The sequence below is a fragment of the Micromonospora terminaliae genome (genome assembly GCF_009671205.1).
Lineage (GTDB): Bacteria > Actinomycetota > Actinomycetes > Mycobacteriales > Micromonosporaceae > Micromonospora > Micromonospora terminaliae.
Genome location: NZ_CP045309.1, coordinates 3,515,490 through 3,527,634, shown reverse-complemented (window position 1 = coordinate 3,527,634; position 12,145 = coordinate 3,515,490). Strand labels below are relative to the sequence as shown.

13 protein-coding genes are annotated in these 12,145 nt (G+C 71.6%); 11 read left to right on the top strand and 2 right to left on the bottom strand.

Going from position 1 to position 12,145, the window contains the following annotated elements:
* The first annotated feature begins 66 nt into the window (after window positions 1–66).
* The 3 genes from GCE86_RS15945 to GCE86_RS15935 all read left to right on the top strand — a co-directional run bounded on the left by GCE86_RS15945 (window position 67) and on the right by GCE86_RS15935 (window position 2,534).
* Entirely contained in the window at window positions 67–1,023 is a 957-nt protein-coding gene (locus tag GCE86_RS15945) for a heme o synthase (RefSeq protein WP_154227708.1), read from the top strand.
* A 251-nt stretch (window positions 1,024–1,274) separates the two neighbouring features.
* Window positions 1,275–1,607: a hypothetical protein gene (locus GCE86_RS15940; protein WP_154227707.1), complete on the top strand. Its 333-nt coding sequence runs from the start codon at window positions 1,275–1,277 to the stop codon at window positions 1,605–1,607.
* Between the two features lie 6 nt (window positions 1,608–1,613).
* On the top strand, window positions 1,614–2,534 hold the full coding sequence (locus GCE86_RS15935) for an ATP-grasp domain-containing protein (RefSeq protein WP_154227706.1): 921 nt from the start codon (window positions 1,614–1,616) through the stop codon (window positions 2,532–2,534).
* A gap of 39 nt (window positions 2,535–2,573) precedes the next feature.
* Here GCE86_RS15935 and GCE86_RS15930 read toward each other — a convergent pair whose 3' ends face one another.
* Window positions 2,574–4,241, bottom strand: coding sequence for a right-handed parallel beta-helix repeat-containing protein (locus GCE86_RS15930; RefSeq protein WP_154227705.1), 1,668 nt, complete (start codon window positions 4,239–4,241; stop codon window positions 2,574–2,576).
* Between the two features lie 151 nt (window positions 4,242–4,392).
* Window positions 4,393–5,364 (bottom strand): COX15/CtaA family protein, encoded by a 972-nt coding sequence (locus tag GCE86_RS15925; protein WP_208818014.1) that lies wholly within the window; start codon window positions 5,362–5,364, stop codon window positions 4,393–4,395.
* Between the two features lie 98 nt (window positions 5,365–5,462).
* Here GCE86_RS15925 and GCE86_RS15920 point away from each other — a divergent pair, with 98 nt between their 5' ends.
* From GCE86_RS15920 to GCE86_RS15885, 8 genes are read left to right on the top strand one after another with little or no spacing between them, the layout of a single operon-like run.
* Window positions 5,463–6,215, top strand: a complete 753-nt coding sequence (locus GCE86_RS15920) for a helix-turn-helix transcriptional regulator (RefSeq protein ID WP_154227703.1) — start codon at window positions 5,463–5,465, stop codon at window positions 6,213–6,215.
* Window positions 6,212–7,642, top strand: a complete 1,431-nt coding sequence (gene sufB / locus GCE86_RS15915; RefSeq protein WP_154227702.1) for a Fe-S cluster assembly protein SufB — start codon at window positions 6,212–6,214, stop codon at window positions 7,640–7,642. The genes GCE86_RS15920 and sufB overlap by 4 nt, the downstream gene beginning before the upstream one ends.
* Window positions 7,643–7,697: 55 nt before the next feature.
* Window positions 7,698–8,840, top strand: coding sequence for a Fe-S cluster assembly protein SufD (sufD, locus tag GCE86_RS15910; RefSeq protein WP_154227701.1), 1,143 nt, complete (start codon window positions 7,698–7,700; stop codon window positions 8,838–8,840).
* Window positions 8,840–9,166, top strand: a complete 327-nt coding sequence (locus GCE86_RS15905; RefSeq protein WP_091270089.1) for a non-heme iron oxygenase ferredoxin subunit — start codon at window positions 8,840–8,842, stop codon at window positions 9,164–9,166. Before sufD ends, GCE86_RS15905 begins: the two co-directional genes overlap by 1 nt.
* Window positions 9,166–9,939, top strand: a complete 774-nt coding sequence (gene sufC / locus GCE86_RS15900) for a Fe-S cluster assembly ATPase SufC (RefSeq protein WP_154227700.1) — start codon at window positions 9,166–9,168, stop codon at window positions 9,937–9,939. The genes GCE86_RS15905 and sufC overlap by 1 nt, the downstream gene beginning before the upstream one ends.
* 6 nt (window positions 9,940–9,945) lie before the next feature.
* Entirely contained in the window at window positions 9,946–11,250 is a 1,305-nt protein-coding gene (locus GCE86_RS15895; protein ID WP_154227699.1) for a cysteine desulfurase, read from the top strand.
* On the top strand, window positions 11,250–11,723 hold the full coding sequence (gene sufU, locus GCE86_RS15890) for a Fe-S cluster assembly sulfur transfer protein SufU (protein ID WP_154227698.1): 474 nt from the start codon (window positions 11,250–11,252) through the stop codon (window positions 11,721–11,723). The genes GCE86_RS15895 and sufU overlap by 1 nt, the downstream gene beginning before the upstream one ends.
* Entirely contained in the window at window positions 11,720–12,085 is a 366-nt protein-coding gene (locus GCE86_RS15885; RefSeq protein ID WP_338106378.1) for a metal-sulfur cluster assembly factor, read from the top strand. Before sufU ends, GCE86_RS15885 begins: the two co-directional genes overlap by 4 nt.
* Window positions 12,086–12,145: the final 60 nt, after the last annotated feature.

Sequence of the window (12,145 nt, the reverse complement as noted above, 5' to 3'; positions counted from 1 at the left end):
TGTGTGGACCCGGACGGGTCCGAGCCGACACCGACCTCCCCCGCCGAAGCCGGAAGGTGGCAATCCGTGAGCATGATCACCGAGCGCCCCGTCAGCGACTCTGCCGGGCACCCGCCGGTGCGCGTGGCGGAGGCGCGGGCGACCGGCCGGCGGGACGTACGGGCCGTGGTGGCCGCGTACGTGGCGCTCACCAAGCCGCGGATCGTCGAGCTGCTGCTGGTCACCACCGTGCCGGCCATGATGCTGGCCGACGGCGGCATGCCGGCCCTCTGGCTGGTGGCCGTGGTGCTGGTGGGCGGCTCGCTCGCCGCGGGGGCGGCCAGCGTGCTCAACTGCTACATCGACCGCGACATCGACCAGCTGATGCGGCGCACCAAGCGCCGGCCGCTGCCCGCGCACACCGTGTCGCCGCGCAGCGCGCTGATCTTCGGCCTGGTGCTCGCCGTGGTCTCGGTGGCGCTGATGGCCGCCACCACCAACTGGCTGGCCGCCGGGCTGACCCTGGCGGCGATCGCCTACTACGACCTGGTCTACACGCTCTGGCTGAAGCGCACCACGGCCGCCAACACCTTCTGGGGCGGCGCCTGCGGGGCCGCGCCGGTGCTGATCGGCTGGGCGGCGGTCACCGGCTCTTTGGCGCCGGCCGCGTGGGGCCTGTTCGCGGTGGTCTTCTTCTGGCAGATGCCGCACTTCTACGCGCTGGCGATCAAGTACAAGGCCGACTACGCGCGGGCCGGCATCCCCATGCTGCCGGTGGTGGCCTCGGTCCGCCGGGTCAATGCGGAGATCATCCTCTTCTCCTGGCTGACCCTGCTGTCCTCGCTCGCGGTGTGGCCGCTCGGGATGAGCCCGATCTACGGCGTCACCGCGCTGGTGGTCGGCGGGATCTTCGTCGTCGAGGCGCACAAGCTCTGCCGGCGCGCGGCGCGCGGCGAGGCGGTCAAGCCGATGCGGCTCTTCCACTGGTCCACCACCTACCTCACCATCCTGTTCGCGGCCGTCGCGCTCGACGCCCTGATCTAGTCCGGTTTCCGGCGCTGACCGGGGTGGATGAGTTCCCCCTGTCGCGGATTTCATCAGAATTTTTTTCGGCCTGAGCCGGACGGGCTCAACCCGGACAGACTGTGACGATCTCCCCCGCCCGGTTTGGGCAGGCATAGTCGACATGTACGGGCGAATTACCTGTGGTCTTCCTTAAACCTCTAGGTAATTGGCATCACATTCAGTTCATCGTTCTCGCACATCCGGGTGGATGTCTGCTTAGGCTTCGCGTCATGGCAGATGGTTCCGATACGACGCTCACGGCTGACAAGACCTCCGAACAGGCCCCCAACGGCCTGGTCGCGGGCATCAAGTCGTTCGCCGCCGGACACGGCGGGGCGAAGGCGGTCATCGAGTACGTCGGCAAGCGCGGTGCACGCATCGTCCTCGTGGGTTCCGACGGGGCGTGGGCCGATCAGTTCGCCGACGGCACCGACATCGCACGGCAGGCCTGCGCCACCGCAGGGGTCGCCGTCGAGAACGCCTGGGAGCGTGAGCTGATGGACCAGATGCGTCCGAGCAACGACCTCTGGCGGTCGATGGCCCGGCGCACGATGGCCCGTTGACATAAATTGACCAACCACCACCAGCCGGCCCGGGGGGAACCCCGGGTCGCTCTCGTCACCTGCACGGCCCTGCCCGACCTCGACCCGGACGACCGGCTCGCGCTCGACCCGCTCGCCGCCCGCGGCATCGCCGCCGAGGCGGTGGTCTGGGACGACCCGGCCGTCGACTGGTCCGGCTACGACCTGGTCGTGCTCCGCTCGCCCTGGGACTACGCGCTGCGCCGCGACGAGTTCGTCGCCTGGGCACGTACCGTCCCCACGCTGGTCAACCCGGCCGACGTGGTCGCCTGGAACACCGACAAGCGCTACCTGGCCGAGCTGTCCGCGGCCGGGGTGCCCACCGTGCCGACCGCCTGGGTCGAGCCCGGCGACGAGTGGGCCCCGCCCGCCGGCACCGGGGAGTACGTGATCAAGCCGGCGGTCAGCGCCGGCAGCCAGGACACCGGCCGGTACGACCTGGCCGACCCGGAGCACCGGGAACTGGCGGTGGCCCACGTCCGGCGGCTCTCCGCCGCCGGCCGGGTCACCATGGTCCAGCCGTACCTCTCGGCCGTGGACACGGCCGGGGAGACCGCGCTGCTCTTCCTGGCCGGGCCCGACGGCCTGGCGTTCAGCCACGCGATCCGCAAGGGGCCGATGCTGACCGGGCCCGACCGGGGCGTGGCCGAGCTCTACAAGGAGGAGCGGATCGACGCCCGGACGGCCACCCCGGAGCAGCTCGACACCGCGGAGAAGACCCTGGCCGTCGTGCCCGGCGGCACCGACCGGCTGCTCTACGCCCGGGTGGACCTGATCCCCGGCCCGGCCGGGGCACCCGTGCTCGTCGAGCTGGAGCTGACCGAGCCGAGCCTGTTCGTCGGCCACGCCGACGGCGCGCCGGACCGGCTCGCCGCGGCGATCGCCACCCACCTGGCCCGGCGGTCCTGACCCGCGCTCCGGCCCGCGCCGCGCGGGCCGGAGCCGGCGTCACTCCCCGTCGCAGTGGTTGCGTTCCCAGCGACCGCCGATCGGCGGGGTGTCCAGCCGGACGGCGCTCTCGTTCCCGGCGAGGTCGTTGTCCGCCACCCGGCAGGACACGCAACTGCCCGCCCCGGTGATCCAGAGCCCGTAGGTCTGGGTGTGCTCGTCCCGGTGCCAGATCCGGTTGCCCCGCACCGTGGCGGAGTCGAACGGCGCGTTGATGGCGATCCCCGCGCGCTCCGGCGGCCCGGCGGGCAGCTCGTACGGCGTCCCGGGCGCCGGGACGGCCTCGTTCCAGCCGGTGGCCCCGTCGGGCCGCACCTCGGCCAGGGAGAGCTCCTGGCCGGTGTTGTCGGCCACCACCGCGGTCCGGGAGTCGACCCGCAGGACCTTGCCCCGGTGCCCGCCGGGCGGCCAGTCCGCCGACCCGTCGGTGACCCGGCGCGGCGTGTACCGCACGGTGGGGCCGGAGCCGCGGCACGGCGGCGCGGACCGGCGCCCGTTGTCGCGGATCCGGTTGTCCACCACCGCGGCGTCGCTCATCGGCCGGTCGATCCGGATGCCGTCCAGCGCGTTGTCCCAGATGTCGTTGCCCTGGATCACCACGTCCGTCGCCGCGCCCCGGTACCCGTGGCCCAGGTCGTGCTCGTGGTAGCCGTAGCCGCCGTTGCGGCTGATCCGGTTGCCCCGGACCACGTACGGGCCGGGGGTGTTGCCCATGCTGATCCCGTCGCCGACGTTGCGGTCGATCACGCAGTCGACCAGCAGCCCGCCGCGGCCGGCGATCCCGGCCGTGCCGTTGGCCGAGACGTCGAACCCCGCCTCCAGGTTGTTCGTGAGGGTGCAGGCCGAGACGATCAGCCCGTCGGCGCCCCAGTCGGAGATGCCGAACCGGTTCGCCTGGCTGTGGCACCCGACGATGCGGAAGCCGCGCGGCGGCGGCCAGTAGTCCTTCTGCAGCTCCAGGAAGATCCCGTTGGTCCCGTTGCCGAGGGTGGTGCAGTTGGCGATGGTGAGCCGCTCCACGTCGCCCCAGCCGCCGATACCGACGCCGATGCCCGCGCCGCCCATCTGCTCGCCGTTGTCCAGCCGGCCGCAGCCCACCACGACCACCCCGTCGATCAGGCTGTCCTGGAGGAAGTCGCAGCCCAGGCCGGTCGCGCCGGTGTGGTGGATGTAGAGGTTGCGGAAGACGCCGCGCACCACGTACTGGAGGCCGAGGCCCTTGGCCAGGTAGTTGTACTGGGTCAGGCCGACGCCGGAGCCGTCGATCTCGAAGTCGGCGAAGGTGCAGTCGGCGATGTGCCGGTCCCGGTCCGCGCCGTGCTGCACGGTGGTCCAGAACGCCAGCGGGACGGGGTCGTTCCGGTTGCCCTCGTTGCTGAGCAGGAACCGGGTGGCCGCCGGCCCGGCGCCGATCAGCGACACACCGCTGCGCCAGACGGTGCCGGCGTCCCGGATCGAGTAGATGCCCGGCGGGCAGTAGATGACCCGGGCCCGGCCGTCGGCGTCGTACCCCTCGCCCAGCCGGTCCACCAGCGCGGCCAGGGCCGGCTGGTCGTTGGTCACACCGTCGCCGGTGATCCCGAAGTCGTGGGCGTCGCACCACAGCGGCGCCCCGGCCACCGGCGTCAGCCGCTGCGGGACGGTCGTGGACAGGCCCTTGCGCGACACCGGCGGCTCCCCTCGGACGGTCCGTGCGCGGACCGCATTCCCGCTGCCGACGGGGGGTAACGCCGGCCGCGCCCCGGGCGGCGGCCTCGGGCGGCGGGTGACCGCCGGCCGGGGGCTTCAGCCGGCCCGTGACCCGGCCCGGCCGGGGGCCTCAGACGGCGGCGGTGACCGGCTCGTTCGCCGGGGTGGCCGTCGTGGCCGGCGCCGGCGGTGCGGCGGGGCGCCGCTCCCGGGTGGCCCAGAGCACGCCCAGGGTCGCCAGCAGCACCAGGCAGGAGCCGAGCATGTGCGCGGCGACCAGCACGGCGGGCAGGTGGGTGAAGTACTGCACGAAGCCGATCAGGCCCTGGCCCAGCTCGACCGCGACCAGGACGCCGGCGGCCCGGGCGGCCCCGGCGGCGCCCACCGCGCGGAACGCGAAGAACAGCGCCACCGAGAGACCGATCAGCAGGAACACCCCGTCGGCGTGCACCTGGGAGATCGCCTCCGGGTCCAGGCCGTTGCGGGCCGCGCCCTGGTCGCCCGCGTGCGGCCCGCTGCCGGTCACCCAGGTGCCGACCACCAGCACGGCCGCGCTCACCACGGTCGTGAGGCCGGCGAGGGTACGCAGCGGCGCCGGCACGGTCGGCGTCACCGGCCCGTCCGGCTCCGTGGTCCGCTTCCAGCACGCGTACGCGGCGGCGATCACCGCCATCGAGGCGAGGAAGTGCAGGCCGACCACCCACGGGTTGAGGTTGGTGAGCACGGTGATGCCACCGATGACGGCCTGGGCGGGGATGCCGAACAGCACGCCGATCGACAGCGGCAGCAGCCCCCGCGGGCGGGTCCGCTGGGCCAGCACGGCGAGCACCACGGCCAGCGCGATGACGCCCACGGCGAAGGTGAGCAGGCGGTTGCCGAACTCGATCGCCCCGTTGACGCCCATCTCCGGCGTGGCGATGTACGACTCGTCGGTGCACCGGGGCCAGGTCGGGCAGCCGAGCCCGGAGCGGGTGAGCCGGACACCCCCGCCGGTGACCACGATCGCCACGTTCGCGATGATCGAGGTGTACGCGAGGCGGCGCAGCAGCGTGGGGGAGACCGGGAACCGGACGGAAGCCTTCACGGAGCGAATCCTACGCACCGTAGTTGATCCCGATCGGGTGACTCCGCGACACCGGTGGTCGGGATCACCGGACCCCGGGTTTGCGGGCCTCCGGCGATTTACGTAACGTTGGCGTTGTGAAAAACGCGGCGGCGCCTACCGGGCACCAGTCGGCGACCACTCCGGTCGCCAGTTCCGTCGCGTCCGCAGATCTCTCCACCCGGGATCGCGTCACCCAGCTGCTGCTGGAGCGGGGCGCGACCACCGCCGGCCAGCTCGGCTCGGCGCTCGGGCTCAGCCCCGCCGCGATCCGCCGGCACCTCGACGCCATGCTCGCCGACGGCGACGTGGAGGCCCGCGAGCAGGTCGTGCGGGGCAGCCGGGGCCGGGGCCGGCCGGCCCGGGTCTTCGTGCTGACCGAGGCGGCCCGGGTGCGCTGCGGCACCCACCACTACGACAACATCGCCACCGCCGCCCTGCGCTGGATCTCCCGCACCGGCGGCTCCCAGGCCGTCGAGGCGTTCGCCGCCGAGCAGGTGACCGCGCTGGAGGAGCGCTGCCGCGCCGCCATGGAGGACGCCGGCACCGACCCGCTCGCCCGGGCGGAGGCGCTCGCGGGGGCGCTGACCGCCGAGGGCTACGCTGCCAACGCGTCCACGATCGCCTCCGGCGGCCAGCTGTGCCAGCACCACTGCCCGGTGGCGCACGTGGCCGCCGAGTTCCCCCAGCTGTGCGAGGCCGAGACCGCGGTGATCTCCCGTCTGGTCGGCACCCACGTGCAGCGCCTGGCCACCATCGCGCACGGCGACGGGGTGTGCACCACGCACATTCCCACCCAGCCGCGTGCCCAGTCCGGTAACACCGTCACCACTGTGAGGACAGATAGATGACCGAGCAGATCGTCCAGCCCCTGACCCAGGAGGAGCAGCTCGCCGCTCTGGGTCGCTACGAGTACGGCTGGGCCGACCCCGACGTCGCGGGGGCGTCCGCCCAGCGCGGCCTCAACGAGGCGGTGGTGCGGGACATCTCGGCCAAGAAGAACGAGCCGGCCTGGATGCTCGACCTGCGCCTGAAGGGCCTGCGGCTGTTCGGCCGCAAGCCGATGCCGGCCTGGGGCGCGGACCTCACCGGGATCGACTTCGACAACATCAAGTACTTCGTGCGGTCCACCGAGAAGCAGGCCACCAGCTGGGAGGACCTGCCCGAGGACATCAAGAACACCTACGACCGGCTGGGCATCCCCGAGGCGGAGAAGCAGCGGCTGGTCGCGGGCGTCGCGGCGCAGTACGAGTCCGAGGTCGTCTACCACAAGATCCGTGAGGACCTCGAGGAGCAGGGTGTCATCTTCCTGGACACCGACACCGCGCTGCGCGAGCACGAGGACATCTTCAAGGAGTACTTCGGCACGGTGATCCCGGTCGGCGACAACAAGTTCGCCGCGCTGAACACCTCCGTCTGGTCCGGTGGCTCGTTCATCTACGTGCCGAAGGGCGTGCACGTGGAGATCCCGCTGCAGGCCTACTTCCGGATCAACACGGAGAACATGGGCCAGTTCGAGCGGACGCTGATCATCGTCGACGAGGGTGCGTACGTGCACTACGTCGAGGGCTGCACCGCGCCGCTCTACTCCTCGGACTCGCTGCACAGCGCGGTCGTGGAGATCATCGTCAAGAAGAATGCCCGGTGCCGCTACACGACCATCCAGAACTGGTCGAACAACGTCTACAACCTGGTGACCAAGCGCGCCGTCTGCCACGAGGGCGCGACCATGGAATGGGTCGACGGCAACATCGGCTCCAAGGTCACCATGAAGTACCCGGCGGTCTACATGACCGGCGAGCACGCCAAGGGCGAGGTGCTCTCGGTGGCCATGGCCGGCGAGGGCCAGCACCAGGACGCGGGCGCCAAGATGGTGCACGCCGCCCCGCACACCTCCTCGACCATCGTGTCGAAGTCGATCGCCCGGGGCGGTGGCCGCACCTCCTACCGGGGCCTGGTGCAGGTGCTGGAGGGCTCGCACAGCAGCCGCAGCACGGTCAAGTGCGACGCGCTGCTGGTCGACACCATCTCCCGCTCCGACACCTACCCCTACGTCGACATCCGCGAGGACGACGTGTCGATGGGGCACGAGGCGACCGTCTCCAAGATCAGCGACGACCAGCTCTTCTACCTGATGAGCCGGGGCCTGAGCGAGGACGAGGCGATGGCCATGATCGTGCGCGGCTTCATCGAGCCGATCGCCAAGGAGCTCCCGATGGAGTACGCCCTGGAGCTCAACCGCCTGATCGAGCTCCAGATGGAGGGCGCGGTCGGCTGACGCCGACCCGTCCACCCAGCACCAGACCGTCGTCGCTGAACAGACCAAGGAAGAGATGACTACCCAGGCTTCCGCGCCGCCCGCGACCAAGTCGCAGGCGCTCCGCTCGTACGACGTCGCCGACTTCCCGGCCCTCACGGGCCTGGAGGAGGAGTGGCGCTTCACCCCGCTCAAGCGCCTGCGCGGCCTGGCCGGCGAGGCGCAGGCCGCCACCGGCACGGTCCGCCACGAGCACGGTGACCTGCCCGAGGGCGTCACCGTCGGCCGGATCGGCAAGGACGACCCGCGGGTGGGCAGCGTGCTCACCCCGTTCGACCGGATCAGCGCGCTGGCGTACGGCGGGGTGGACGAGGCGCTGCTGGTGCAGGTCGCCCGGGACGCCGTGGTCGAGACGCCGGTGAGCCTGCGGGTGGTCGGCGGCGGCGCCGACGCGCTCGCGCTCGGCCACACCTTCGTCGAGGTGGGCCGGTTCGCCGAGGTGACCCTGGTGCTGGAGCACGTCGGGTCGGCCACCCTGGCCGACAACGTCGAGGTGGCGGTGGCCGACGGGGCGAAGCTGACCCTGGTCACCGTCGCCGACTGGGCCGGCGACGCCGTGCAGGCGCAGCACCTCAAGGTGAAGCTGGGCCGCGACGCCAAGGTGGTGCACGTCCAGGTCAGCCTCGGTGGCGACCTGGTCCGGCAGTACACCTCGGTGGAGTACACCCAGCGCGGCGGCGAGGCCGAGCTGTACGGCGTCTACTTCGCCGACTCCGGCCAGCACCTGGAGCACCGGCAGCTCGTCGACCACACCGTGCCGGACTGCCGCAGCTACGTGGGCTACCGGGGCGCCCTGCAGGGCGACAGCGCGCACACCGTCTGGGTCGGTGACGTGCTGATCCGGGCCGAGGCGACCGGCACCGACACGTACGAGATCAACCGGAACCTGCTGCTCACCGACGGCGCCCGGGCGGACTCGGTCCCCAACCTGGAGATCGAGACCGGCGAGATCGCCGGTGCCGGGCACGCCAGCGCGACCGGCCGCTTCGACGACGAGCAGCTCTTCTACCTCATGGCCCGGGGCATCCCGGAGGCCGAGGCCCGCCGCCTGGTGGTTCGCGGCTTCTTCGCCGAGCTGATCAACAAGATCCCGGTCGACGAGCTGCGCGAGCGGCTCGGCGACGCCATCGAGGCCCGCCTCGCGAAGGCCGGCGCCTGATGATCAAGATCTGCTCCACCGAGGACGTGCCGAAGGGCACCGCGATCAGCGCCGACGTCGACGGCACGCAGATCGCGATCGTGCACGGCGAGGACGACGCGTTCTACGCCGTGTACGACGAGTGCTCGCACGCCGCGGTGGCCCTCTCCGAGGGCGAGGTCGACGGGTGCACGCTGGAATGCTGGCTGCACGGATCCCGTTTCGACCTACGGACCGGCGAGCCCACCGGGCTGCCCGCCACCGAACCCGTTCCCGTCTATCCCGTCGAAGTCCGCGACGGCGACATCTACGTCAGCCTGACGCCGAGCAATGGAGTGACCCGCTGATGAGCACCCTGGAGATCCGCGACCTGAAGGTGTCGGTCAAGCTGCCCGAGGGTGAGCTCAAGCCGATCCTGGCCGGCGTGGACCTGACCGTGAAGTCGGGCGAGACCCACGCGATCATGGGCCCGAACGGCTCCGGCAAGTCGACCCTGGCGTACTCGATCGCCGGTCACCCCAAGTACGAGATCACCGGCGGCTCGGTGACCCTCGACGGCGAGGACGTGCTGGCCATGTCCGTCGACGAGCGGGCCCGCGCCGGCCTCTTCCTGGCCATGCAGTACCCGGTCGAGGTTCCCGGCGTCTCGGTGGCCAACTTCCTGCGTACCGCCAAGACCGCCATCGACGGCGAGGCGCCGAAGCTGCGCACCTGGGCCGGCGAGCTGCGCGGCGCCATGGAGAAGCTCCAGATGGACCCGGCGTTCGCCCAGCGCAACGTCAACGAGGGCTTCTCCGGCGGTGAGAAGAAGCGGCACGAGATCGTGCAGCTGGAGCTGCTCAAGCCGAAGATGGCCATCCTCGACGAGACCGACTCCGGCCTCGACGTGGACGCGCTGCGCGTGGTCAGCGAGGGCGTCAACCGGGTGCGCGACACCGGCGACAGCGGCCTGCTGCTGATCACCCACTACACGCGGATCCTGCGCTACATCAAGCCCGACTTCGTGCACGTCTTCGTGGCCGGCCGGATCGTCGAGCAGGGCGGCCCGGAGCTGGCCGACAAGCTCGAGGAAGAGGGCTACGAGCGGTACGTCGCCGGGGCCGGCTCGGCGCGGGCCTGACCTCCGATGACCTCGATCGCGATCCCGTCGGGCATGCCGCAGTACGACGACGTGCCCCGCTTCGACGTGGCCCGGGTGCGCGCCGACTTCCCGATCCTCGACCGGGAGGTCAACGGGCACCCGCTGGTCTACCTCGACAGCGCCAACACGTCGCACAAGCCGCGGCAGGTGCTCGACGTGCTCGCCGAGCACTACGCGCGGCACAACGCCAACGTGTCGCGCTCGGTGCACACGCTGGGGACCGAGGCGACGGAGGCGTACGAGGGCGCCCGGGCGAAGATCGCCGCGTTCATCAACGCGCCCAGCGTGGACGAGGTGGTCTTCACCAAGAACTCCACCGAGGCGATCAACCTGGTGGCGTACGCGTTCTCCAACGCCTCGCTGCGCCCGGACGCCGACCCCCGGTTCCGCATCGGGCCCGGTGACGAGATCGTGATCTCCGAGATGGAGCACCACTCGAACATCGTGCCGTGGCAGCTCCTCGCGGAGCGGACCGGCGCGACCCTGCGCTGGTTCCCGGTCACCGACCACGGCCGGCTCGACGAGTCCGGCCTGGACGACCTGGTCACCGAACGGACGAAGATCGTCTCGCTGGTGCACATGTCCAACATCCTCGGCACGGTCAACGCCACCGCGCGGATCACCCAGCGGGTCCGCGAGGTGGGCGCCCTGCTGCTGCTCGACTGCTCGCAGTCGGTGCCGCACCTGCCCATGGACGTGGTCGACTACGACGCGGACTTCATCGTCTTCACCGGCCACAAGATGTGCGGCCCGACCGGCATCGGCGTGCTCTGGGGGCGGAGCGAGCTGCTCGCCGCCATGCCCCCGGTGTTCGGCGGCGGCTCGATGATCGAGACCGTGACGATGGCCCGCTCGACGTTCGCGGCGCCGCCGGCCCGCTTCGAGGCGGGCACCCCGCCGATCGCCGAGGCGGTCGCGCTCGGTGCGGCGGTGGACTACCTCACCGGCATCGGGATGCGGGCCATCCAGTGGCACGAGAAGGAGCTGACGGCGTACGCGCTGGACGCCCTCGCCACCGTGCCGGGGCTGCGCGTCTTCGGCCCGAACGTGCCGGTCGGCCGGGGCGGGACGATCTCCTTCGCGCTCGGCGACGTGCACCCGCACGACGTCGGGCAGGTGCTCGACTCGCTCGGCGTGCAGGTCCGGGTGGGACACCACTGCGCGAAGCCGGTGTGCACCCGGTTCGGCGTGCCGGCCATGACCCGGGCGTCGTTCTACCTGTACACCACGACCGAGGAGATCGACGCGCTGGTGGCCGGCCTCGAGCAGGTGCGGAAGGTGTTCGACTGATGCAGCTCGACCAGCTCTACCAGGAGATCATCCTGGACCACTACAAGCACCCGCACGGCCGCGGCCTGCGGGACGCGACGGATCCGGCCGCCCGGGTCGGCGAGGCGCACCACGTCAACCCGACCTGCGGCGACGAGATCACCGTGCGGGTGACCACCGACGGCAAGGTGTTCACCGACATCTCGTACGACGGGATGGGCTGCTCGATCAGCCAGGCGTCGGCCAGCGTGCTGCACGAGCTGCTGCGCGGCCGGGCCGCCGACGACGCCGCCACGGTGCACGAGGCGTTCGTCGAGTTGATGTCCGGGCGTGGCCAGGTCACGCCGGACGAGGAGGTGCTCGGAGACGGGGTGGCGTTCGCGGGTGTCGCGCGCTATCCGGCCCGGGTGAAATGCGCGCTGCTGTCGTGGATGGCGTTCAAGGACGCCGCGGCACGCGCCGGGGTGGGCGTGAGCCCGGAGGTGAAGGCATGAGCAGCGAAGAGACCGCCACCACGCCGGCGGCCGGCGGCAAGGCCGCGATCGGCGACATCGAAGAGGCGATGAAGGACGTCGTCGACCCGGAGCTGGGCATCAACGTGGTCGACCTGGGCCTGGTGTACGGCGTCCACGTCGACGACCAGAACGTGGCCACCCTGGACATGACGCTGACCTCGGCGGCCTGCCCGCTCACCGACGTGATCGAGGACCAGGCCCGGCAGGCGCTGACCACCGGCCCGGGCGGCGGACTGGTCAGCGACATCCGGATCAACTGGGTGTGGCTGCCGCCGTGGGGCCCTGACAAGATCACCGACGAGGGCCGGGACCAGCTCCGTTCCCTCGGCTTCAACGTCTGACCGGTTCCCCGGTCCCATCGAGCGCGACACCCGTGCGGGTGCCGCGCTCGACGCGTCTCG

What these genes read in the sequence shown, in the direction of transcription:
- GCE86_RS15905 (WP_091270089.1), top strand. Translation starts at nt 8,840, where the DNA reads ATGATCAAGATCTGCTCCACCGAGGACGTGCCGAAGGGCACCGCGATC.
- sufB (WP_154227702.1), top strand. Translation starts at nt 6,212, where the DNA reads ATGACCGAGCAGATCGTCCAGCCCCTGACCCAGGAGGAGCAGCTCGCC.
- GCE86_RS15940 (WP_154227707.1), top strand. Translation starts at nt 1,275, where the DNA reads ATGGCAGATGGTTCCGATACGACGCTCACGGCTGACAAGACCTCCGAA.
- sufC (WP_154227700.1), top strand. Translation starts at nt 9,166, where the DNA reads ATGAGCACCCTGGAGATCCGCGACCTGAAGGTGTCGGTCAAGCTGCCC.
- sufD (WP_154227701.1), top strand. Translation starts at nt 7,698, where the DNA reads ATGACTACCCAGGCTTCCGCGCCGCCCGCGACCAAGTCGCAGGCGCTC.
- sufU (WP_154227698.1), top strand. Translation starts at nt 11,250, where the DNA reads ATGCAGCTCGACCAGCTCTACCAGGAGATCATCCTGGACCACTACAAG.
- GCE86_RS15885 (WP_338106378.1), top strand. Translation starts at nt 11,720, where the DNA reads ATGAGCAGCGAAGAGACCGCCACCACGCCGGCGGCCGGCGGCAAGGCC.
- GCE86_RS15895 (WP_154227699.1), top strand. Translation starts at nt 9,946, where the DNA reads ATGACCTCGATCGCGATCCCGTCGGGCATGCCGCAGTACGACGACGTG.